This window comes from Streptomyces solicamelliae, from assembly GCF_045348655.1.
GTDB classification, from domain to species: Bacteria; Actinomycetota; Actinomycetes; order Streptomycetales; family Streptomycetaceae; genus Streptomyces; species Streptomyces solicamelliae.
The window spans coordinates 2109349-2131990 of record NZ_CP160404.1; the positions used below are offsets into that span (position 1 = coordinate 2109349).

Here is a 22642-nt window from a genome sequence, read left to right on the forward strand (position 1 = left end):
CATGTCGAAGATCAAGCCCAGCAAGGGCGCCCCGTACGCCCGCATCCTCGGTGTCGGCGGCTACCGCCCGACCCGTGTGGTGCCGAACGAGGTGATCCTCGAGACGATCGACTCGTCCGACGAGTGGATCCGTTCGCGCTCCGGCATCTCCACCCGCCACTGGGCCTCCTCCGAGGAGACCGTGTGCGCGATGTCGGTCGAGGCGGCGGGCAAGGCCATCGCCGACGCCGGGATCACCCCGGAGCAGGTCGGCGGCGTGATCGTCTCCACGGTGTCGCACTTCAAGCAGACCCCGGCGGTCGCCACCGAGATCGCGGACAAGATCGGCGCGGTCAAGCCGGCCGCGTTCGACATCTCCGCGGGCTGCGCCGGCTTCGGCTACGGGCTGACCCTCGCCAAGGGCATGATCGTCGAGGGCTCGGCGGAGTACGTACTCGTCATCGGCGTCGAGCGGCTCAGCGACCTCACGGACCTGGAGGACCGCGCGACCGCGTTCCTCTTCGGCGACGGCGCCGGCGCCGTGGTCGTCGGCCCCGCGCAGGAGCCGGGCATCGGCCCGACCGTGTGGGGCTCCGAGGGCGACAAGTCCGAGACCATCAAGCAGACCGTGCCGTGGACGGACTACCGTGACGGCGAGGTCGAGAAGTTCCCGGCCATCACGCAGGAGGGTCAGGCGGTCTTCCGCTGGGCCGTCTTCGAGATGGCGAAGGTCGCCCAGCAGGCGCTGGACGCCGCCGGCATCTCGGCGGCGGACCTGGACGTCTTCATCCCGCACCAGGCGAACATGCGGATCATCGACTCGATGGTGAAGACGCTGAAGCTGCCGGAGCACGTCACGGTCGCCCGTGACGTCGAGACCACCGGCAACACCTCGGCCGCCTCGATCCCGCTCGCGATGGAGCGGCTCCTGGCGACCGGGAAGGCGAAGAGCGGTGACACCGCGCTCGTCATCGGCTTCGGGGCGGGTCTCGTCTACGCCGCGACGGTCGTTACCCTCCCCTAGGCGCCGTACGGACCACTCCGTACGGGGCCGCAGCACCACGCTGAACAACCTGAACAACCTGAACAACACCCAAGGAGCGCCAGCATGGCCCACACCCAGGAAGAGATCGTCGCCGGTCTCGCCGACATCGTGAACGAGATCGCCGGCATCCCGGTCGAGGACGTCCAGCTGGACAAGTCCTTCACCGACGACCTGGACGTCGACTCGCTGTCCATGGTCGAGGTCGTCGTCGCCGCCGAAGAGCGCTTCGACGTCAAGATCCCGGACGAGGACGTCAAGAACCTCAAGACGGTCGGCGACGCCGCCGATTACATCCTGAAGCACCAGGGCTGATTCGGCCCCTGCTGACTCGGTCAGCCACCCGGCGGTGGCGCCGTATTTCGACCATCACACACATGGAGAAAGAATTCCTGTGAGCTCGACCAATCGCACCGTGGTCGTCACCGGTATCGGCGCAACCACACCGCTGGGTGGCGACTCGGCCTCGACCTGGGAAGGTCTGCTGGCCGGCCGCTCCGGCGTCAAGCCCCTCGAGGGCGACCGCTACGCCGAGCTGCCCGTCCGGATCGCCGCGCCCGCCGCGGTGGACCCGGAAGAGGTGCTCCCCCGCCCGCTGGCCCGCAAGCTGGACCGCTCGGCGCAGTTCGCGCTGATCGCGGCCCGCGAGGCGTGGGCCGACGCGGGCTACACCGCCCCGGCCGGCGAGGACGAGAAGATCGCCCCCGAGCGGCTCGGTTCCGTCATCGCCTCCGGCATCGGCGGTGTCACCACGCTGCTCGACCAGTACGACGTGCTGAAGGAGAAAGGCGTCCGCCGCGTCTCCCCGCACACCGTGCCGATGCTGATGCCGAACGGCCCGTCCGCGAACGTCGGCCTGGAGGTGAACGCCCGGGCGGGCGTGCACACCCCGGTGTCCGCGTGCGCGTCCGGCGCCGAGGCGATCGGCTACGCCGTCGAGATGATCCGTACCGGCCGGGCCGACGTGGTCGTCGCCGGCGGCACCGAGGCGGCGATCCACCCGCTGCCGATCGCGGCGTTCGCCAACATGATGGCGATGTCCAAGAACAACGACGAGCCCACCAAGGCCTCGCGTCCGTACGACACCGGCCGTGACGGCTTCGTGCTCGGCGAGGGCGCGGGCGTCGTCATCCTCGAGTCCGAGGAGCACGCGAAGGCCCGTGGCGCGCGGATCTACTGCGAGGTGCTGGGGCAGGGCCTGTCGGCCGACAGCCACCACATCGCGCAGCCCGAGCCGACCGGCCGGGGCATCGCCACCGCGATGCAGAACCTGCTGGACTCGACGGACCTGAAGCCCTCCGAGGTCGTGCACCTCAACGCGCACGCCACGTCGACGCCGCAGGGCGACGTCGCCGAGATCAAGGCGCTGCGCAAGGTCCTGGGCGACGACCTGGACCACGTCGCGATCTCCGCGACGAAGTCCATGACCGGCCACCTCCTGGGCGGCGCGGGCGGCATCGAGACCGTCGCCACGGTCCTGGCCCTCCACCACCGCACGGCTCCGCCGACGATCAACATCGACGAGCTGGACGAGGCGGTCGAGGCGGACATCGTCCGCGACGAGCCCCGCGAGCTGCCCCAGGGCACCATCGCCGCGATCAACAACTCGTTCGGCTTCGGCGGCCACAACGTGGTCCTGGCGTTCCGCACGGTGTGACGCAAGGGGCGGGCCCGGCCCGCCCCGACCGCCGGGCGGAGCCCGGCACAGCGCCCCGAAGCGGTGCGAGGGACGCAGAAAAAGCGGCAACTGACGCGACGCGAAGGCCCCCGGCTCTGCCGGGGGCCTTCGGCGTGTCTGGGTGGGGTCAGACGACCTGGTGGAGCCAGCGGACGGGGGCGCCCTCGCCGGCGTAGCGGAAGGGCTCCAGTTCGTCGTCCCACGGCTTGCCGAGGAGCTTGGCGATCTCCGCCTCGAGTTCGGACTCTCCGCGCGTGGAGCGCGCGAGCGCGGCCCGCAGCCGGTCCTCGGGGACGAGGATGTCGCCGTGGAGTCCGGTGACGGCGTGGAAGATGCCCAGATCGGGCGTGGCGCTGTACCGCTCGCCCTCGGCGGTCGGGCAGGGCTCGGCGGTGACCTCGAAGCGGAGCATCTGCCAGCCGCGCAGCGCGGAGGCGAGCTTGGCCGCCGTGCCGGTCTGCCCCTGCCAGGAGAACTCGGCTCTCCACGTCCCGGGGGCCGCGGGCTGGCGGATCCAGTCGAGCTGGACCCTCGCACCGAGCACGCCCGCCACCGCCCATTCGACGTGCGGGCAGAGCGCGCGCGGTGCGGAGTGCACGTACAGGACTCCACGTGTCGTCACCGGGACCTCCAGTGTGGGACGAGGTTCGCCTTTTCCCAGCGGCCTCAGTAAACAGCATCGGGAGCGGAACGTCACAAACCACCGAAAAAGGGACAGCATGTGACGTGATGTAATTTACCGGAGCCGGCAGGCAGAGACGCCTCTGGTTCGACGGGGGAAAAACTACCGTGCCGCACCCTCCTTGGGGTGACGTACGGTCGGTCCTGGTACGGGTGGACACCAAGCTTTCACTCGCCAGGACGCGACGGAGGGGACCGAGGGATGCGCGCGGGGCGACGATTCCACAGGACGGTCGCCGGAGGAGCGGCCGCGCTGCTGTGCGCGGCGGCGCTCTCCGGCTGCGGACCGGACGACGGCGGCACGATGGCCGCCCGCCCCACCCCTAAGCCCTCCCCCACACCCGTCTGGGACCGCAGCCCCGCCTCGATCGCCGCCGTCGGCGACTCCATCACCCGTGGCTTCGACGCCTGTCAGGTCCTCGCGGACTGCCCGGAGGTGTCCTGGTCCACCGGCACGGACGCCACCGTCGACAGCCTCGCGCTGCGGCTGCTCGGCCCCGAGGGCGCGGCGGCCCGTAGCTGGAACCTCGCCCGTAGCGGCGCGCGGATGGCCGAACTGCCGCAGCAGATGGCCCTGGCCGCGGCCGAGCGGCCGGAGCTGGTCACGGTGATGGCGGGCGCCAACGACGCCTGCCGGGAGCGCCCGGAGCAGATGACCCCGGTCGCCGACTTCCGGGCCTCGTTCAGCACGGCGCTGGCCAGGCTGCGTTCCGGCGCGCCGAAGGCGCAGGTGTACGTGACGAGCGTGCCGGACCTGAAGCGGCTGTGGTCCACCGGCCGGACCAATCCGATGAGCCGTCAGATATGGAAGCTGGGCATCTGCGGCTCGATGCTCGCCGACGCCGAGGACACCAGCCCGGCCGCCGAGGAGCGCCGCAACCTGGTGCGCGCGCGGGTGGTGGCGTACAACGAGGTGCTGCGCGAGGTCTGCGCGACGGACGCCCGCTGCCGGTACGACGGCGGCGCGGTGTTCGGCTACCCGTTCGGCGACGCGCAGCTCAGCCCCTGGGACTTCTTCCACCCCAGCAAGGACGGCCAGGCCCGGCTCGCGGAGCTGGCGTACCGGCAGGTCACGCGGGCGTAGACCCCGGGGCGGTGTCAGGTTCCGCCCCGGGGCCGGTCGATGGGCCGCGCCGGTCGGTCGGCCGGTCACAGCTCCAGTGTCACGGCGAGCCGTTCGTCGGTGAGCGAGTGCGCGGCGACGACCCGGTACGTGCCGGGCACGAAGACCCAGCCGTCCTTCTCCTCGTCCCAGATCTCGAAGGCCCGCCGGGGCAGCGCGAGTTCGACGTCCACCGACTCGCCCGCGGCTGCCTCGACGCTCGCGAAGGCGGCCAGCCAGCGCGCCGGGCGCTCGGCCGTCGTGCTCTGCACGCCGAACGACTCCGTGGGTTCGGGGGCGAGGTAGAGCTGGACGACCTCGCGGCCGGTACGCGCGCCGGTGTTGGTGATCCGGACGGTGGCCCGCTCCGGGCCGCACTCCAGGGAGTCGTACGACCAGGTCGTGTAGCCCAGGCCGTGGCCGAAGGGGTACGCGGGGACGGCGCCGGACCGGTCCCAGGCCCGGTAGCCGATGAACACGCCTTCGTCGTAGGAGAGTTCGCCGTCCGCCGGGGTGACACGGGTGACCGGCGCGTCGGCCAGGACGGCCGGCCAGGTGGTGGGGAGCCGGCCGCCGGGCTCCTCCGCGCCGGTGAGGACATCGGCGAGCGCCGCCCCGCCCTCCTGGCCGGGGAACCAGCTCAGCAGCACCGCGGCGACGTCCTCGCGCCACGGCAGCTCCACCGGGGAGCCCGCGTTGACCACGACGACCGTGTTCGGGTTGACGGCGGCGACGGCGCGGACGAGTTCGTCCTGACGGCCGGGCAGCGCCAGGTCGGTGCGGTCGAAGCCCTCGGACTCGACGCGCTCGGTGGTGGCGACGACCACGACGGCGGCGTCGGCGGCGCGGGCGGCCGCGACGGCTTCGGCGATCAGTTCGGCAGGGTCCCGGCGCGGACCGAGGTGGACGAAGGAGAACATCACCGCGGGCAGCCGGGCCGCGAACTCCTTGGCGAGGGTGTGCCGCAGCGACACCTCCACCGTCTCGCCGGCGGTGAGCTCGACCTGTCCGCGCTCGACGGGCGAGCCGAAGAACGCCTCGAACGGGTCGGTCTCCGGGCCCATGTGCTGCACGCCGTCGAACAGCGTCCGCCCGGCGACGGTGAGCCGGTACGCGCCAAGGCCGCGGGTGCCGAAGGCGTGCGCGCCGCTCTCGCGCGGGGTGAACGTGCCGGTGACCTCGACGGAGGCGAGCGCCTCGTGGGTGACCCCGGCGGGCAGGTCGTCGCCGATCCACTGCACCTGGCCGCTCGGCAGCGTGCCCTCGCCGAGCACGTTCCCGGCGGCGTCGCGGCAGACCGCGCGCAGGGTGAACCCCTGTCCGGCGGGCGCGAGTTCGTCGCTGGGGTCGGCGCCGACGCAGTACGTCAGGGAGCCCTCGGGCAGGACCGCGGCGAGCCCGTCGAGCGGGGAGACCACGTGGTCGGGGAAGACCTGCGCGGAGCCGCCGCCGAGGACCCGGGCGTCGCGGGCGGCCGCGCCGGACAGCGCGACCGTCGCGCCCGGCCGGAGCGGCAGCGCGTCGTTCTCGTTGCGGACCAGGACGAAGCCGCGGCGGGCGAGCTCGCGGGCCAGCGCGTCGCCGTCGATGCCGGCGGGCGGCGCGGCGACGACCGGCGGCGCGCCGTCCAGGGCGCCGACACGGGCGGCCAGCCGCAGGACGTTGCGTACGGCGGCGTCGACGGCGGACTCCGCGACCTCGCCGGCTCGGACGGCGGCGGCGAGCGACTCGCCGTACACGGTCCGCGGGCCGGGCATGGCGACGTCGAGACCGCCCTCGATGTCGCCGGTGGTGGAGCGGGCGGCCATCCAGTCGGAGACGTTGAAGCCGTCGAAGCCCCACTCGCCGCGCAGGACCTCGTTCACGAGGTAGCGGTGCTCGGTCATGGTCGTGCCGTTGACCTGGTTGTAGGCGGTCATGATGCCCCAGGGGTGGGCGTTCCTCACGATCGCCTCGAAGGGGGCGAGGTACAGCTCGCGCAGCGGGCGCGGGGCGATCCGGTTGTCGACGGTGAAGCGGTCGGTCTCGGCGTCGTTGCCGACGAAGTGCTTCACGGTGGTGCCGACGCCGCCCTCCTGGACGCCCCGCACGTAGCCGGTGGCGACGGCGCCGGTGAGGAACGGGTCCTCGCTGTACGCCTCGAAGTGCCGGCCGCCGAGCGGTGAGCGGTGCAGGTTCACCGTGGGCGCGAGCAGCACGTGGACGCCCTTGCGGCGGGCCTCCTGGGCGAGCAGCCGGCCGGCCCGGCGGGCCAGCTCCGGGTCCCAGGCGGCGGCGAGGGCGGTCGGCGAGGGCAGCGCGACGGACGCGTCGTCGGCGGTCCAGCGGACACCCCGGACGCCGATCGGGCCGTCGGACATGACCAGGGACGCCAGGCCGATCCCGGGCAGGGCCGGCAGCGACCACATGTCCCGGCCGGCCAGCAGCCGGGCCTTGGCATCCAGGTCGAGCCTGCCCAGCGCCGCCTCGACGGCCGCCTCTCTCCGGGCGTCGTCGTCCCGTGCGGTCTCCGCCATGGCCGAACCTCCTCGTTGACGTGTCGGTGGCCGCCATGGTGCACCTGCCTACCGGTAGATCGGTAGGTTACGTGACAGACTTGTTATCTCCAGGTCGCGGGGATGGCGTACCTTCCTCTCCGACGGACCACACCTGCGAGAGGAGGCCACGGCGATGGCGCGGGCCAGGAGCGAGGAGCGGCGCGGGGACATCGTGCGCGCCGCCCTGGAGGTGATCGCCGAGCGCGGCTACCGGGGCGCGACGCTCGGCTCGGTCGCCGAGCGGGTGGGCCTCACCCAGCAGGGGCTGCTGCACTACTTCCCGACCAAGGAGGCGCTGCTGGTCGCGGTGCTCCAGGAGCGGGACCGCTGGGACACCACCGGCGGCCGGGACCGCGAGGGCTGGCGGCTCGACCTGATCGAGTCGCTGGTCGAGTACAACGCGATGCGGCCGGGCATCGTGCAGACCTTCTCCGCGCTGCTCGGCGAGAGCGTGACGGACGGCCATCCGGCGCGCGCGTTCTTCACCGAGCGGTACACGCAGGTGCGGGAGAACATGGCGCAGGTGCTGCGCCTGGAGTTCGGCGAGCGCCTCGGGGGCGGCCTGACGCCCGAACAGGCCGCGCCGCTGCTGACGGCGGTGATGGACGGGCTGCAGTACCAGTGGCTGCTCGACCCGGCCTCGGTGGACATGCCGGCCGCGTTCCGCGACTTCGTACGGCTGCTGACGGGCGGCGACACGTCCGGGGGATGATGGACCCATGATCGTCGCAGCAGCCCAATTCGCCCCGGTCCCCGGGGACATCGACGCCAACGTCCGTGCCATCGCCGAGCTGGTGCGGGCGGCCGGGGCCGACGGCGCCCGGCTGGTCGTCCTCGCCGAGCTCGCCGTCACCGGCTACGAGCCCAGCCTGATCCACGCCGACCCGGCGCTCGGCCTGACCGAGGACGACCCACGGCTCGACCCGATACGCGAGGCGTGCCGCGCGGCCTCGGCCGCGGCGGTGGTCGGCGGGCCGGTGCGGACCGGCGACGGGGAGCGGCTCGGGCTGGCCACGCTGGTGTTCGGCCCGGACGGCGGGCTGCTCACCCGGTACGACAAACAGCATCTGTACGGCTACGAGCGCGAGGTCTTCGCGGCCGGCGAGCGGGACGGCCGCTTCGAGCTGGACGGCGTCCGGTTCGCCCTCGCCACCTGCTACGACAACCGCTTCCCCGAACTCGCCGAGCGGGCCGCCGCGGACGGCTGCCCGGTGTACCTGGCGAGTTCGGTCCTGGACACCGCCAACGACTCGTTCGAGACGGTCTACCCGGCGCGCGCCCGGGACTTCGGCCTGTACGTGGTGCTGGGCAACACCCTGGGCACCAACGAGGCGGGCGCGTGCGAGGGCCGCAGCGGCGCCTGGGGCCCGGACGGCGAGCGGCTGGCCGACGCGGGCACGAAGCGGGGGTACGCGGTGGCCGAACTGCCGGTGGGCTAGGGCCGGACAGGCCCTAGGACGCGTAGGGGTTGCCGGGGACGGGGGCGTTCTGCGGGGCGCCCGGCTCCGGGAGCAGCGCGGGCCCGGGCGTCCCGGCGTCCGCGTCCTCGCCCGTCAGGTCGCGGGCGAGGAGCGTCGCGCCGGCCACCGCGCCGGGCATCAGGAACACGGCGACGAACGGCACCAGGAAGGCCAGGACCAGCGGGACACCGAAACCGAGGGCGGCCTTCCGCCGGGCGCGCAGCATCGGCAGGCGCTTCTTCAGCTCGATGCCGCGCCGCTGCAGCGCCACGGCCGTCAGTTCCTCCGCGAGGAAGAAACCCGAGACGCAGAAGCCGATCACCGGCACGACCGTCTGTCCGATCACCGGGATGAAACCGCAGCCGAACAGCAGCACGCCGAAACAGGCCACCCGCAGCAGGATCTTGAGGCTGTCCCGGGCCGAGATCCACAGCTCGCGCCAGAGCGGCAGCCCCGACTCCGGCACGTCGCCCCCCTCGCTGCGGTCGACCGCCTCGGAGAGCGACTCGTAGAACGGCTGCCCGATCAGGAGGGTGACGGCGGTGAAGGTGATCACCGCGAGGAACAGCCCGAAGGCGAAGACGAGGCCGGTCAGGAAGCCACGGAGGATGTCCTGCCAGGGCGAGGTCCAGTCGTCGGCGAACGGCGTGGCCCAGGCGGTCAGATCGTCGGCCCCGTAGCCGAGCCCGACGAGGGCCCCGACGTACAGGACCAGGGTGACGAGTCCCGGAAGCAGTCCGAAACCGAACCACCGTCCGTGCTTGAGGACCCACTTCTGGCCGCTCAGCAGGTGACCGAAACCCACCCCGAATTCGCGCATGGGTTCACCCTAAAGGGCGCTCGGGGCGAACGACTCCACCGCCTTGTCGAAGTGGGCGCGGGTCTCCCCGGCGCGGGCCGCGGGCCCGGAGACCCAGACGTCGTACAGCCGTCCGTCCTGCTCCCAGCACAGGTCGTAGGTGTGCCGGGCTCCCTCGCCGGCGTCGAAACCGTCCCAGGTGAACTGCCAGAGGACGGCGCTCATGCCCTGGTGCGTGGTGGGGGTGAGCGCGTTGTCGCGGAAGCCGGGGTTGTTCTTCGGCCCGGCCGCGTCGGCGGCCCGCATCGACGCCATGGCCCCGCCGGAGGGGATGGCGCCGGTCTTGACGCCGACCCGGAAGGTGCCGTCGGGGGTGATGTAGAAGGTGCGCACGCCCTGCTCGGAGCGCTCGGCCGTGGCGGGCACGATCAGGCTGAAGCCCCGCTCGTCGCTGACCCGCTTGTACCCGGGCGGCGCGTCCGTCGGCCCGGTGCCGGTCGTGGCGGCGGAGGGGCCGGGCGCCGGGGCGGTGACGCGCGTGGTGGCGGTCGCGGTGGCCGTGGTCGTGGCGGTGGCGGTCGTGTGGGTGCCGGTGGCGGCCGGGCCCGTACCGGTCCCCCGGTCGCCGAGCAGCAGTACCGCGGTCACCGCTCCCGCGCAGGCGGCGACGGCGCCCGCCGCGACGAGGGCCGCCCGCGCACCCCGGCGACGGCCCCGCGCGTCGCGTACGCCGTCGTTCCCCGGAACGACCGGCGGGGCGACGGCGCGTTCCGTCGGCGTGTACGTGCCCCCGGCCGGCGGGGTCCCCTCCGGGGTCGTCCCGGCCGCGCAGGCGGCGAGCAGCCGGCGCGCCTCCTCGGCGCCGAGCCGCCGCTGCGGGTCCCGCTCCAGGAGGCCGGTCACCACGGGCAGCAGCGGGCCGAGCTTCGGCGAGGGCTTGATCTCCTCGAACACCACGGCGTGCAGCACGGCGGCGATGGAGTCCCGGCGGAACGGCGACTCGCCGGCCACCGCCGCGCACAGCAGCACGCCGAGCGACCACAGGTCGGACGACGGTTCGGCGGCGGCGCCCTGCATCCGCTCGGGCGCCGTGTACTCGGGGGTGCCGACGAACGCGCCGGTGCCGCTGATGGTGGTCGCCGCGCCGGGGAGGCTGGCGATGCCGAAGTCGGTCAGGACCACGCGGTCGGTGCCGGCCTCCAGCAGGACGTTGGCCGGTTTCACGTCACGGTGCAGCACGCCGTGGGCGTGGGCGGCGCAGAGCGCGTCGAGCAGCGCGAGCCCCGCGCGGGCGGCCTCCTCGGGGGTCATCGCCCCGCCGGGCCGGGCGAGGCGCTCGGCCAGCGAGCCGCCGTCGACCAGCTCCATGACGATCGCGGGCCGGCCCTCGTGCTCGACGACGTCGTGCACCACGACCACGTGCGGGTGCCTGATCCGGGCGACGGCGCGCGCCTCGCGCAGCGCCCGTGCCGGGTCGGCGTCCCCGTCGAGGTTCAGCTCCTTGACGGCGACCGGCCGGCCGAGCAGTTCGTCGGTGGCGCGCCGCACCACGCCCATGCCGCCCCGGCCGAGCGACTCGCCCAGGCGGTAGCGCCCGCCGATGACCCTGCCCTCGCCGCCCACCGGCCACTGCTGCTCCGACACCGTTCCCCCGTCCCCCACAAGATGACGGCCATGATGCCGCAGCGGCGCGAAGGGCCGCACCCCGGTCGGTCGGGGTACGGCCCTTCGGGCGTACGGAGAGTCCGGGAGTGGACTCAGACCGCGAGCTCGACCGTGATGTTGCCGCGGGTCGCCTTGGAGTACGGGCAGACCTGGTGGGCCTTCTCGATCAGGCTCTTCGCGGTCTCCGCGTCCACGTTCGGGATGGTCGCGGAGATCTTGACGATGATGCCGAAGCCGTCGTCGTTCTTGCCGATGCCGACCTCGGCGGTGACCGTCGAGCCCGAGATGTCGGCGTTCTCGTTGCGCGCGACGACGCCGAGGGCGCCCTGGAAGCAGGCGCTGTAACCGGCGGCGAAGAGCTGCTCGGGGTTGGTGCCGGCGCCGGAGCCGCCCATGGCCTTGGGCGGGTTGACGACGACGTCGAGCTGACCGTCGTCGCTGGCCACCCGGCCGTCGCGCCCGTTCTGGGCGGTGGCGACGGCGGTGTAGAGGACGTCGGACTGCGTGATCGACATGCTGTGTTCCCTTTTTCGTTCGCCGCGACTCGCGCCCACGATCGCGACGGCTGAGGGAAGACTAGCGGGTCGTCGAGACGATCATCTTTCCGGTGTTCTCGCCGCGGAGCAGACCGAGGAAGGCCTCCACGCCGTCCTCGATGCCCTCGGCGAAGGTCTCGCGGTACTTCAGCTCGCCGGAGCGCAGCCAGCCGCCGACCTCCTGGACGAACTGCGGCTGCAGGCCGTAGTGGTCGCCGACGAGGACGCCCTCGAGGCGCAGCCGCTTGCCGATGATCATGGCCATGTTGCGCGGGCCGGGCACCGGCTCGGTGTCGTTGTACTGCGCGATCATGCCGCAGATGGTGGCGCGGCCGTGCACGTTGAGCGAGGAGATGGCGGCCTCGAGGTGCTCGCCGCCGACGTTGTCGAAGTAGACGTCGATGCCGTCCGGGGCGGCCTCGCGCAGCTGGTCCCTGACCGGGCCGTTCCTGTAGTTGAAGGCGGCGTCGAAGCCGAGCTCCTCGACGAGGTACCTGACCTTGTCGTCGGAACCGGCCGAGCCGATGACCCGGGAGGCGCCCTTCAGCTTCGCCATCTGGCCGACCTGCATGCCGACGGCGCCGGCGGCGCCGGAGACGAAGACCGCGTCGCCCTCCTTGAAGGAGGCGGTCTCGAAGAGGCCCGCGTAGGCGGTGAGGCCGGTCATGCCGAGCACGCCGAGGTAGGCGGAGAGCGGGGCGAGCTCCGGGTCGACCTTGGTGGCGTGCTGGGCGGGGACGTGGGCGTACTCGCGCCAGCCGAGGCCGTGCAGCACGTGGTCGCCGACCTCGAAGCCCTCGGCGTTCGACGCCACGACCTCGCCGACCGCGCCGCCGTCCATGGGGTGGTCCAGCAGATACGGCGGGACGTAGGACTTCACGTCGTTCATGCGGCCGCGCATGTACGGGTCGACGGAGAAGTGCAGGTTGCGGACCAGGATCCGGCCCTCGGCGGGAGCGGTGACCGGGACCTCGCGCAGGGCGAAGTCGGCCGGGGTCGGCCACCCGTGGGGGCGGGCGACGAGGTGCCACTCACGGCTGGTTGCGGGAAGGACGGACATGGGAGGAGCCTCCTGGAAAAGTTTCAGGTACTGAAACAACCATGCTCCTGAATATTTAAGAATGTCAAGTATCAGGGTAGGATGGTGCCCATGGCCACCACTTCGCGCACCACCCCGTCGCCGATCGTCGACCCGCTGACCCTCGAGGTCGTCGAGCTCATCGGCACGGTCGTGGCCCGCTATCACGAGGAGTACGAGCAGGCGGCCGCGCAGCACGCGCTGACCGGCGCGCAGGCCCGGGTGCTCGGGCTGATCTCGATGGACCCGGTACCGATGCGGAAGATCGCCCGCAAGCTGAAGTGCGAGCCGTCGAACATCACCGGGATCGTCGACCGCCTGGAGACGCGCGGCCTCGTGGAGCGCCGTCCCGACCCGGCCGACCGCCGGGTGAAGCTGGCCGCGGCCACGGACGAGGGCCGGCGGACCGCCCGGGAGCTGCGCGGGTCCCTGGACTTCGCGCGGGAGCCGCTTGGCCGGCTCAGCGAGTCGGAGCGGACGCTGCTGCGCGACCTGCTGAAGCGGATGCTGGGCGAGGACGTCGAGCTGTAGGGCCCGGCAGGGGCGCGGTCCCGCGTCCTACACGCACCACCACAGGAACGGGGTGCAGGACGGCGTCGGGGTCGGGCTCGGGGCGGCCGGGGACGAGGCCGGCGGCTTGCCGTCGGTCGGGGTCTGCGGCGGCGCGCCGCTCCCGGAGGACCCGGGGCGGGGGGAGCCGGAGGGGGACGCGGAGGCGGAGGTCGAGGGGCGGGGGCGCTCGGTGGGCCGGTCGGCACCGCGGGAGACCCCGTCGCCGGATCCGGTTCCCGTACCGGTGCCCTGTGCGGGGCTGTCGCCCTTCCCGTCCTCCCCGTCCGAGGAACGCGGCGAGCCGGAGGTGGCGGAGGCCGGGACGTCCACGGGCGAGGGGTCGGCCGTCGGCTGCGTCGGCGCGGTCGAGGGCTCCGGCGGAAGCTCCGCCTCGAGGACGTCCTCCTGCTCCACGGCGGTCGCGGAACCGCCCTCGGGGGGCTGGTTGATCATCTGGACCAGGCCGATGCCGCCGGCCGCGAGGACCAGGCCGATGCCGCCGGCCAGCGCGGCACGGCCGCGGTGCCGACCGCGTGCCCGGCGGCTCGGACGGCCGCCGGCGGCGCGGCCCTGACGCGCCCGGCGGGCCGCGGCCCGGCCGGCCGCCGCCTCGGAGCGGTCCGCGGCGGGCGGCTCCAGGGTGTCGAGCTCGTAGACGTGCCGCCCGGCCGCGAGCGCATCGCCGTCCGCGACGGCGGGCGCCGGGGACTCCGCGGCCGGCCCCGGCCAGGACTGCGCCGCCTGCGGCTGCGGCGGGACGGCCTGCGGCTGCTGCGGCGGCAGGAAGACCGGCCCGGGCGCGGGCGCCGGCACCTGGGGGGCGTAGTACCGCAGCTCCTCGTACGGGGTCCCGCACCCGGCACAGGCGAGGGCCCCGTTGAGGTGCCGTCGGCACTGATGGCAATAGTCCATGGGGCCCGCAGGCTAATCGGCCGTCTGATCGCACAGATAGCCGAAAGAGTGAAGGTCCTGTGTGGAAAACGCAGGTCACCGGCGTGCCGCCGTGTATCTCCCTCTTCGGGCAGGATGACCTGCATGACCAGTGCCGAGCAGGCCGCCCCGTTCGGGCCGCGTTCCTTCCAACTGGTGCTGCTGCGCCGGATGGCCGACCACCGGCCGGGGCTCGTGGAGGACGCGCTGCGCGAACTCGGCGCGACGCGCGGCGAGATGCGCGAGGCGAACCGCGTCTGGCAGAGATGGGCGCACGCCCGCCCGTCACCCACCGCCACCCTGCCTGACGCGCTTCGCGCGGCCCCTTTCATTCGGCGCGGCCCCGGCGAACTCCACCGCTACCGCCAGGCCCTCGGCGAGCCGGTGGCCCGCCACGCCGTCCCCCGGTTCGCCCCGGGGGCGGAGGTCCTCCAGTGGGACCTGCCGCTCTGGCCGGACCTGCGCTGGGAGGTCCTGACGGGCCGGGCCGGACCCGAGAGCCCGACGCAGGTGTGGGGCAGGGGCCTGACCCGTGCCCCCGGCGCCCCCTCCCCCGAGCTGCGCACCGCCGCCGACCTGCGGCCCTGGGGCTGCACGTTCGGCGAGGTGCGGCGGGCGTTCCCGGACGCGGTGCCGCGCGAGGGCGACGCGCCGACGCGGTCGCGGCTCGACTTCACGGGACCGGAGGACGGGGTCGCGTACGCGGCGGAGTTCACCTGGGGGCTGTTCCAGCGGCTGCTGTGACGGGCGGGGTTGCCGACCCCGCTGGTCACAGCGGCCCGGCCGCCGACCCCGCCCGTCACAGCGGCCGGGCGCCGACCCCGCCCGATGTGTCCGCTGAGCGGACACGCGTACCGACGGAGTACACGTACTGACCCTCCGTCACGCCCGCCACCCCCGACCGGCGGCGCTCAACGCGCGCCGCCGCCGCCGCGGTCGCACGATGCCAACAGCACCATCACTCGCACACTCGCCCACGCGCTCACCGCACTCGTGCCAGCACCGCACTCCGGAGGGTCGGTCATGTCCGTCAGTCTCGATCAGTTGCGCCGTTGCCATGTGGCCGTCGACCTGGGGGCCGCCAGGACCCGGGTCTTCGTCAAGGGCGCCGGTCTCGTCGTCGACGAGCCCAGCGTCGCCGCCGTGAACACCAGGACCGGAGCGTTGATCGCCGTCGGCGCGCTGGCCGAGAAGATGACCGGGCGGACGCCCGACTACATCCGGGTGATGCGCCCTGTGTCCGGCGGCACGGTCGTCGACATCGAGATGGCGCAGCGGATGCTGCGTCACCTGCTCGGCGAGAAGCTCCGCCGCCAGCTGCGCCGCAAGCCGCGGCTGCGGGCCGCCGCCTGCACCCCGCACGAGGCCGACCCGCTGGCGCAGCGCGCCGCCGTGGAGACCCTCGTCGGACTCGGCGCGCGCCGGGTCGAGCTGGTCGACACGCTGATCGCGGCGGCCGTGGGCTGCGGCCTGCCGGTGGAGCAGCCCACCGCGACCATGATCATGGTGTGCGGGGCGGCGACCACGCAGGTGGCGGTGCTCTCGCTCGGCTCGATCGTGACGGCCGAGCGGATCCCGGTCGGCGGCGACGCGATCGACCACGCGGTCATCCAGCACCTGCGCCACCAGCACGAACTGATGCTGCCGAGCCAGTCGGTGCGCCCGCTCCAGCTCGCCCTGAGCGGCAACGGGCTGACCCTGCAGGGCCCGACGTCCACCGAGATCCACGGCCGGGACGTGGCGACCGGGCTCGCCCGCTCGGTCCAGGTCGACACCGCGGCGGTACGGGACGCGATCCACACGCCGCTGACGGCGGTGCTCGACGGCATCGGCAAGATCCTGCGGGACTGCCCGCCGGACCTGGTGGCCGATCTCGCCGACCGCGGGATCATGATGGTCGGCGGCTCCGCGCTGCTGCCGGGCCTGGACCAGATGCTGCGCGACGCGACCGGCATGCCGGTGCACATCGCGGAACGCCCGGACGTCTGCGCCATCCTGGGCCTCGGCTCGATGCTGGAGGGCCGGATCCAGCCGATGATCCTCGACCCGCTCGCCGAAGCCGAGTGACGGAGGTCCCCTCGGACGTCCCGGACGCCCCGGACAGCCCCACGGAGGCCCCGGACGACCGGCCGTCCGCCGGGCTGCCCCGGCTGCTCGAGGCCGTGCTGGACGTCGGGACCGAGCTCGATCTGCGGGCCACGCTGCAGCACCTCGTGGAGACCGCGGCCGGACTCACCGAGGCACGGTACGGCGCGCTCGGGGTCGTCGACCCCGAGCGCGGCGTGCTCACCGACCTGTTCACCGCCGGGCTCACCGACGCCGAACGGGACCGGATCGGCGCGCTCCCGGACGGCCGGGCCGGTCTGATCGGCGCGCTGATCCGGGACCCGCACCCGCTGCGCCTGGACGACGTCGCCACCGACCCCCGCTCCTCCGGAGTACCGCCGGGCCATCCGGAGGTGCGCGCGTTCCTCGGCGTCCCGATCCGCGTCCACACCGAGGTGTTCGGGAACCTGTACCTGGCCGGGAAGCCCGAAGGGCCCTTCACCGACCGGGACCTCGCGATGCTGAAGGTGCTCGCCTCGCAGGCCGGTATCGCGATCGGCAACGCCCGGCTGTACGAGACCGCCAAGCAGCGGGAGCGCTGGATCGAGGGCGCGGCGGCGGTGACCACGGCGCTGCTGGCCGGCGGGCCCGCCGGGGACGCGCTCACCGTCGTCGCCGAGCGGGCGCGGGTGCTCGCGGACGCCTCCGCGGGGGTGGTGCTGCAGCCCACCCCCGAGGGCGGCATGGCGATCGTGGCCGCGTCGACGGTGGACGACCCCGGGGACCTGATCGGCACCACGATCCAGCCCGGGTCCCCGGTTTTGAAACAACTCCTCGGCGGGGAAGCCGTGTTCGTCGAGGACTCGGCGACCGATCCGCGGATGACCACGCACGTCCGGACCCGGTTCGGGCCCTCGATGATGCTCCCGCTGCAGAGCGGCGGGAACCTGATCGGCACCCTCGCCCTCCCCCGCCGCCGTGGCGGCCGCCCGTACACCGGCGTGGAACGGCTGCTCGCCGCGCAGTTCGCCTCGCAGGCGGCGCTGGCGCTGGTGCTCGCGGACGCGCAGCACAACCGGGAGCGGCTCGCGGTCTTCGAGGACCGCGACCGGATCGCCCGCGACCTGCACGACCTCGTCGTCCAGCGGCTGTTCGCGACGGAGATGATGCTGGAGTCGACGCGGCGGCGGGCGGAGGAGTCCACCGAGGAGCCGCCGCAGGAGGGCGTGCTGCTGGGGCGGGCGGTGGACGAACTGGACTCCACGATCCAGGAGGTCCGTACCGCGATCTTCGCGCTGCAGCAGCCGCCGGCGGAGTCGCCCGCGTCGTTCCGGGGGCGGGTGCTGCGGGAGACGGCGGGGGCGGCGACGCTGCTCGGCTTCCAGCCGTCGGTGCACTTCGCGGGGCCGGTGGACACCCTGGTCACCGAGCCGGTCGCGGACCGGCTGCTCGGCGCGCTGCGCACGGCGCTCGCGGCGGCGCACCGGCGGCCCGACGTCACGGCGATCGAGGTCGTGGTCTCGGCCCCGGCGTCGCCGCCGGAGGGCATGCCGCCGGTCCGGCTGCGGGTGACGGAGGCGAGCGCGGAGGCGGGGGCGGAGACCCGTGTCACGGCATGGCCGTGAGGGTGAGGAACGTCGCAGCACGCCCGCCCGTCGGTCCGGGCAGAATTCCTCTCGGCATCCCTCCCTCAAGCTCTCGGCTTCGCTCGAGCAGGGGGCCCCCATGCGAGGAGGACGACCGTTGAGCGCGCTCTTCCCGGCCCTGGCGGCCGGTACCGACCGCCCGAACCGACCCGCCCTGCGCTTCGGCGCCGACGCCCTGACGTACGCCGAACTGGCCGCCGCGGCGGGCGCGGTGGCCGCCCGGATCCGGGACGCGGACCGGGTCGCCGTGTGGGCGACGTCCACGGCCTCGACGGCGGTCGCCGTGGTGGGCGCGCTGCTGGCCGGTGTGCCGGCCGTCCCGCTCAACCCTCGCGTCGGGGAACGGGAGCTGTCCCACATCCTCGGCGACAGCGCCCCCGCCCTGGTCCTCGCGGGCCCGGACGAGGAACTGCCCGCGGGGCTCGCGGGCGTGGAGCGCGTGGACGTGGACGTACGGGCACCGGGCGAGCCGGTGCCGGAGCCCGCCGACCCCGAGTCCCCCGCCCTGATCGTCTACACCTCCGGCACCACCGGCCCGCCGAAGGGCGTGGTGCTCTCGCGGCGGGCGATCGCCGCGTCGCTGGACGCGCTCGCGGAGGCGTGGGCGTGGACGGACGAGGACGTCCTGGTCCACGCGCTGCCGCTGTTCCACGTGCACGGACTGATCCTGGGCGTCCTCGGGCCGCTGCGGCGCGGGGGCGCGGTACGGCACCTCGGGTCGTTCTCGACGGCGGGCGTGGCGCGCGAACTCGGTGACGGCGGCGGCACGATGCTGTTCGGCGTCCCCACGATGTACCACCGCCTCGCGGACGCGCTGGACGACGATCCGGCACTGGTCCGGTCGCTCGCCGCGGCCCGGCTGCTGGTGTCCGGCTCGGCGGCGCTGCCGGTGCACGACCACGAGCGGATCACGGCGGCGACCGGGCGTCAGGTCGTCGAGCGGTACGGGATGACGGAGACCCTCATGCTGTGCAGCGTCCGCCCGGAGGCGGGCCCGCGGCCGGGGTCGGTGGGCGTGCCGCTGGACGGCGTCGACCTGCGCCTGGTCGACGACGACGGCACGGCCCTGGAGGCGTACGACGGGGACACGGTCGGCGAGATCCAGGTGCGCGGGCCGAACCTGTTCACCGAGTACCTGAACCGGCCGGACGCGACGGCGGCGGCGTACGACGAGACCTGGTTCCGCACCGGCGACATGGCGGTGCGGGACGCGGACGGTGCGGTGCGGATCGTGGGCCGGCGGGCGACGGACCTCATCAAGAGCGGCGGCTACAAGATCGGCGCGGGCGAGATCGAGAACGCGCTCCTGGACCACCCCGGGGTCCGCGAGGCCGCGGTGACCGGCGAGCCGGACCCGGACCTGGGCGAGCGGATCGTCGCGTGGGTGGTACCGGCGGACCCGGAGAAGCCGCCGGCGCAGGACGAACTGGCGTCGCACGTGGCGACCCTCCTGGCGCCCCACAAGCGTCCCCGCACGGTCCGGTTCCTGGAGGCCCTGCCCCGCAACGACATGGGCAAGGTCCTGAAGAAGGCGCTCCCCCATGGCTGAGCGCCCGTCCGCCCGCGCGGTGATCGCCCTGGTCACGGACCGCTTCGCACAGGCCGGGGCGCCGGGACCGGGCCCCGAGGCGGAGGACTGGACGCCGGAGGCGGAGGCCACGGCGACGACCGGCGAGGACTGGACGCCGGAGGAGCCGGCGGCGGGGGTCGCGGACGCGCCCCTGGGGTGGGCCGGTTACGACGCCGCGCGGGCGGAGGCGGCGCGGCGCACGGGCGAGGACGAGTCGGTGCTGTGGGGCACGGCGGTGGTCGGCGGGCGGCGGTGCGTGCTGCTGGCCTTCGAGTTCGGCTTCCTCGGCGGCTCGCTGGGCCGCGCCGCGGGCGACCGCCTGGTCGCCGCGTACCGCGCGGCGGCGGAGCGGCGGCTGCCGCTGGTGTCGCTGGTCGCGACGGGCGGCAGCCGCATGCAGGAGGGCATGGTGGCCCTCGCGCAACTGCAGCGCGTGGCGGCCGAGACGATCCGCCTCCGCGAGGCGGGCGTCGCCCATGTGGCGGTCCTGCGCGATCCGTCCACGGGTGGCGGCTGGGCGACGGTCGGCGCGGGCGCGGACGTGGTCCTGGCCCTCCCGGCCGCCCAGGTCGCCTTCGCGGGCTCCCGCGTCCGCCCCCGCGACGCCGACCCGTCGGCCTACACGGCGGAGGACCAGTACGCCCACGGCCACGTGGACACCGTGGTCCCCCCGGACGAACTCCGCGCCACGCTCTCCCTGTGGCTCCGCCTGCTGTCGCCGGAGGACGCGCGGACGAGGCCGGTCGGCCCCGAACCGGACACCGCAGCGGCGGTCCCGAACGCCGGAGCGGCGGCGAAGCCCGCCGAGGGCTCGGCCACGACCGGCGTCCCCGCAGACGCCGCCACCGCGGCGGAACCGGCCGCCGGCCGCCCGGCGGGAGCGGTCCCGGACCCCGGGCCGGCCACCGGCGGCTCGGGCGCGCCCGGCCGACCGCCCGCCGCGCCCTCCGGCCTCGGCGCGCAGGCTGCCGAGCCCGCTCCCCCGCCCCATGCCCTCGGGGACGTGCGGAGTGCGCCCGGGAGTGGGTGGGAGGCCGTGGTGCGGGCGCGGGACACTCGGCGGGCTCGGGCCGGGGCGTATCTCGAGGCGTACTTCGACGTGCGGGCGGTCGTGCGCGGTGACCGGGCCGGTGGCGTGGACCCCGGCGTGGAGTGCGGGTTCGGGGTGCACGGCGGGCGGGTCGTGGCGTACGCGGCGCAGTGCGGGACGGCCATCCGGCCCGCCGGGTTCCGGACGGCCGCCCGGCTGATCCGGCTGGCCGACCGGCTCGGCGTGCCCGTGCTGACCCTCGTCGACACCCCCGGCGCCGCCAACGACGCCGAGGCGGAGCGCGCGGGCGCGGGCCCCGCCATCGCGGAGGCGTTCGCGGCGATGGCCGCCGCCCGCGTCCCGGTCACCACCCTGCTCATCGGCGAGGGCGGCTCCGGCGGCGCCCTCGCCCTGACCGCCCCCGGCAACACGTGGGCCACGCCCGACAGTTACTTCTCCGTCATCGCCCCGGAGCTCGCCGCCGCCATCCTCAAGCGGCCCCCGGACCAGGCCCCCGCGACCGCGGACCAGCTCCGCATCCGCCCGCAGGACCTCGTCGAGCTCGGGGTCGTCCGAGGGGTCGTCAAGCCGTCGGACTGAGCGCGTCGTAGCGCCGGAAGCCCCGCGCGTACAGCGCGAGCGCCCCGACGGCGACGACGCACGCGATCCCGCCGCCGGTGATCGCGACGGCCGGCGAGGTCAGGTCCGCGACCGAGCCGGCCAGGAAGTCCCCGAGCCGCGGCCCGCCGGCCACGACCACGATGAACACGCCCTGCAGCCGCCCCCGCATCTCGTCCGGGGCGGCGACCTGCAGCATCGTGTTGCGGAAGATCATGGACACGGTGTCGGAGTATCCGGCGAGGGCGAGCAGCAGCAGCCCGAGCCAGAGGTTCCGGGTCAGCCCGAAGGCCGCGATCGCGGTGCCCCAGCAGGCGACGGAGATCAGGATCGCCTGCCCGTGGTGCCGGATCCGGCCCTGCCAGCCGGAGATCACTCCGCCGAGCAGCGCGCCGAGCGCCGGCGCGGCCACGAGCATGCCGGTGACGCGCGCGTCGCCGTCGTACCAGAGCGCGGCGACGGCCGGGAACAGCGCCCGCGGATGGGCGAGGATCATCGCGCAGAAGTCCGAGAAGAAGGTCATGCGCAGGTTCGGCCGGGTGGCCAGGAAGCGCAGCCCGTCCAGGACGGACGCCCTCTTCGCACCGGCCCGCTCCGGCAGCATCGCGGGCAGCCGCCACATCGCGTACAGCGCGGCGAAGAACGCGACGGCGTCGATGGAGTACGCGGTCTGGTAGCCGCCGAACCCGACCAGCACCCCGCCGATCGCGGGCCCCGCGAGCGTGCCGAACGTCGTCGTCATCGAGTTGAGCGCGTTCGCCGCGCGCAGCTGCTCGGCCGGCAGCAGCCGGGGGATCATCGACGACCGGGCGGGCGCGTTGAGCGCGCCGCAGACGGACTGCAGGGCGACGACCGCGTACAGGAACCAGACCCGTTCGAACCCGGCGAACGCCGACGCCGCGAGCACCGCGGACAGCACGGCGGAGCCGGCCGCGCTGACGAGGCCCAGCTTGCGGCGGTCGACGGTGTCGGCGATGGCCCCGCCGTACAGCCCGAAGACGATCAGCGGGACGAGGGAGAACACGCCGACGAGCCCGACCGCGAAGGGCGAGCGGGTGATGTCGTACACCTGGAGGGAGATCGCCAGGGAGGTCATGCCCTGGCCGACCCAGGAGACCGTGTTGCCGAACCAGAGGCGGCGGTAGTCGGGGGAGGTCCTCAGCGGGGTGAGGTCGGCGAAGACGCGCTGCCGGGGTTCCTCGGCCTTCTCCTGCTCCGTGGCGCTCACGCGAGGTCGTACCGGAGCTCGGGGCGCGCCCAGTGGACGTGGCCGGCGGGCTCGAGGGTGCCGGTGCGGCGGGCGCCGGTGCGGAGGTAGAAGTCCTCCGCGGGCGGATGCGCCACGACCCGTACGGAGCTCAGCCCGGCCGCCCGTGCCTGCTCGCGCATGTGGTCCATGAGCCGCCGCCCTATGCCCCGTCCCTGCGCCTCGTCGGCGACGAACGCGAGGTCGAGCTCGGCCTCGTCGACGAGCAGCGCGTAGAAGCCGAGGACCCGGCCGCTCTCGTCGGCGGCGACATGGACGGCGTGCGTCTCGATGTACGTCCCGCCGACCACGTAGCCGTCGACCATCGCGGCGTAGTCGCCGCGGTAGGCGCCGGATCTCCGGACGAGCTGGGTGAGACGCCGCGCGTCGTCGGCGGTCGCGCGCCGGAGGGTGATCGAGGGCATGGGGGTGAGTATAGGAACGGGC

Annotated in this window: 21 protein-coding genes; 12 read left to right on the plus strand and 9 right to left on the minus strand. The window is 74.1% G+C overall.

Annotation, left to right across the window (positions count from 1 at the left end; genetic code table 11):
- The first annotated feature begins 1 nt into the window (after position 1).
- The 3 genes from ABZO31_RS09790 to fabF all read left to right on the plus strand — a co-directional run bounded on the left by ABZO31_RS09790 (position 2) and on the right by fabF (position 2678).
- Positions 2-1003: a ketoacyl-ACP synthase III gene (locus tag ABZO31_RS09790; RefSeq protein ID WP_406860728.1), complete on the plus strand. Its 1002-nt coding sequence runs from the start codon at positions 2-4 to the stop codon at positions 1001-1003.
- Between the two features lie 84 nt (positions 1004-1087).
- On the plus strand, positions 1088-1336 hold the full coding sequence (locus tag ABZO31_RS09795; RefSeq protein WP_406860729.1) for an acyl carrier protein: 249 nt from the start codon (positions 1088-1090) through the stop codon (positions 1334-1336).
- A gap of 79 nt (positions 1337-1415) precedes the next feature.
- Positions 1416-2678: a beta-ketoacyl-ACP synthase II gene (gene fabF, locus ABZO31_RS09800; RefSeq protein ID WP_406860730.1), complete on the plus strand. Its 1263-nt coding sequence runs from the start codon at positions 1416-1418 to the stop codon at positions 2676-2678.
- 148 nt (positions 2679-2826) lie between these two features.
- Here fabF and ABZO31_RS09805 read toward each other — a convergent pair whose 3' ends face one another.
- Positions 2827-3321 (minus strand): DUF3145 domain-containing protein, encoded by a 495-nt coding sequence (locus ABZO31_RS09805; RefSeq protein WP_406860731.1) that lies wholly within the window; start codon positions 3319-3321, stop codon positions 2827-2829.
- Between the two features lie 261 nt (positions 3322-3582).
- On the opposite strand from ABZO31_RS09805, the gene ABZO31_RS09810 reads away from it, so the two are divergent.
- The gene (locus ABZO31_RS09810; protein WP_406860732.1) at positions 3583-4464 is read left to right on the plus strand and encodes an SGNH/GDSL hydrolase family protein; all 882 of its coding nucleotides are present in this window, start codon (positions 3583-3585) and stop codon (positions 4462-4464) included.
- Positions 4465-4529: 65 nt separating this feature from the next.
- Here the strand turns inward: ABZO31_RS09810 and ABZO31_RS09815 are convergent, their stop codons facing one another.
- Complete coding sequence (locus ABZO31_RS09815) at positions 4530-6998, minus strand: beta-glucosidase (RefSeq protein ID WP_406860733.1); 2469 nt, start codon at positions 6996-6998, stop codon at positions 4530-4532.
- 154 nt (positions 6999-7152) lie between these two features.
- Between ABZO31_RS09815 and ABZO31_RS09820 the strand changes: the two genes are divergently transcribed.
- On the plus strand, positions 7153-7731 hold the full coding sequence (locus ABZO31_RS09820; RefSeq protein WP_406860734.1) for a TetR/AcrR family transcriptional regulator: 579 nt from the start codon (positions 7153-7155) through the stop codon (positions 7729-7731).
- A gap of 7 nt (positions 7732-7738) precedes the next feature.
- Positions 7739-8458, plus strand: coding sequence for a carbon-nitrogen hydrolase family protein (locus ABZO31_RS09825; RefSeq protein ID WP_406860735.1), 720 nt, complete (start codon positions 7739-7741; stop codon positions 8456-8458).
- A 13-nt stretch (positions 8459-8471) separates the two neighbouring features.
- Here ABZO31_RS09825 and ABZO31_RS09830 read toward each other — a convergent pair whose 3' ends face one another.
- The 4 genes from ABZO31_RS09830 to ABZO31_RS09845 all read right to left on the minus strand — a co-directional run bounded on the left by ABZO31_RS09830 (position 8472) and on the right by ABZO31_RS09845 (position 12539).
- Positions 8472-9299, minus strand: a complete 828-nt coding sequence (locus ABZO31_RS09830; RefSeq protein WP_406860736.1) for an EI24 domain-containing protein — start codon at positions 9297-9299, stop codon at positions 8472-8474.
- Between the two features lie 9 nt (positions 9300-9308).
- Entirely contained in the window at positions 9309-10922 is a 1614-nt protein-coding gene (locus ABZO31_RS09835) for a serine/threonine-protein kinase (RefSeq protein WP_406860737.1), read from the minus strand.
- A 113-nt stretch (positions 10923-11035) separates the two neighbouring features.
- Positions 11036-11458 (minus strand): organic hydroperoxide resistance protein, encoded by a 423-nt coding sequence (locus ABZO31_RS09840; protein WP_406860738.1) that lies wholly within the window; start codon positions 11456-11458, stop codon positions 11036-11038.
- 61 nt (positions 11459-11519) lie between these two features.
- On the minus strand, positions 11520-12539 hold the full coding sequence (locus ABZO31_RS09845; protein ID WP_406860739.1) for an NADP-dependent oxidoreductase: 1020 nt from the start codon (positions 12537-12539) through the stop codon (positions 11520-11522).
- A 90-nt stretch (positions 12540-12629) separates the two neighbouring features.
- On the opposite strand from ABZO31_RS09845, the gene ABZO31_RS09850 reads away from it, so the two are divergent.
- Positions 12630-13088: a MarR family winged helix-turn-helix transcriptional regulator gene (locus ABZO31_RS09850; RefSeq protein WP_406860740.1), complete on the plus strand. Its 459-nt coding sequence runs from the start codon at positions 12630-12632 to the stop codon at positions 13086-13088.
- A 27-nt stretch (positions 13089-13115) separates the two neighbouring features.
- Here the strand turns inward: ABZO31_RS09850 and ABZO31_RS09855 are convergent, their stop codons facing one another.
- A complete protein-coding gene (locus ABZO31_RS09855) occupies positions 13116-14021 on the minus strand; it encodes an SCO2400 family protein (RefSeq protein WP_406860741.1) in 906 nt (301 codons plus the stop codon).
- Positions 14022-14144: 123 nt separating this feature from the next.
- Here ABZO31_RS09855 and ABZO31_RS09860 point away from each other — a divergent pair, with 123 nt between their 5' ends.
- The 5 genes from ABZO31_RS09860 to ABZO31_RS09880 all read left to right on the plus strand — a co-directional run bounded on the left by ABZO31_RS09860 (position 14145) and on the right by ABZO31_RS09880 (position 20931).
- Complete coding sequence (locus ABZO31_RS09860) at positions 14145-14783, plus strand: hypothetical protein (protein WP_406860742.1); 639 nt, start codon at positions 14145-14147, stop codon at positions 14781-14783.
- Between the two features lie 279 nt (positions 14784-15062).
- Positions 15063-16106 (plus strand): rod shape-determining protein, encoded by a 1044-nt coding sequence (locus tag ABZO31_RS09865; protein ID WP_406860743.1) that lies wholly within the window; start codon positions 15063-15065, stop codon positions 16104-16106.
- A gap of 74 nt (positions 16107-16180) precedes the next feature.
- A complete protein-coding gene (locus ABZO31_RS09870) occupies positions 16181-17710 on the plus strand; it encodes a GAF domain-containing protein (RefSeq protein WP_406865306.1) in 1530 nt (509 codons plus the stop codon).
- Between the two features lie 118 nt (positions 17711-17828).
- Entirely contained in the window at positions 17829-19280 is a 1452-nt protein-coding gene (locus ABZO31_RS09875; RefSeq protein WP_406860744.1) for an acyl-CoA synthetase, read from the plus strand.
- Positions 19273-20931: a carboxyl transferase domain-containing protein gene (locus tag ABZO31_RS09880; RefSeq protein ID WP_406860745.1), complete on the plus strand. Its 1659-nt coding sequence runs from the start codon at positions 19273-19275 to the stop codon at positions 20929-20931. Before ABZO31_RS09875 ends, ABZO31_RS09880 begins: the two co-directional genes overlap by 8 nt.
- Here the strand turns inward: ABZO31_RS09880 and ABZO31_RS09885 are convergent.
- Positions 20915-22177, minus strand: coding sequence for an MFS transporter (locus ABZO31_RS09885; RefSeq protein ID WP_406860746.1), 1263 nt, complete (start codon positions 22175-22177; stop codon positions 20915-20917). The genes ABZO31_RS09880 and ABZO31_RS09885 overlap by 17 nt on opposite strands.
- On the minus strand, positions 22174-22620 hold the full coding sequence (locus ABZO31_RS09890) for a GNAT family N-acetyltransferase (RefSeq protein ID WP_406860747.1): 447 nt from the start codon (positions 22618-22620) through the stop codon (positions 22174-22176). Before ABZO31_RS09890 ends, ABZO31_RS09885 begins: the two co-directional genes overlap by 4 nt.
- Between the last annotated feature and the right edge of the window lie 22 nt (positions 22621-22642).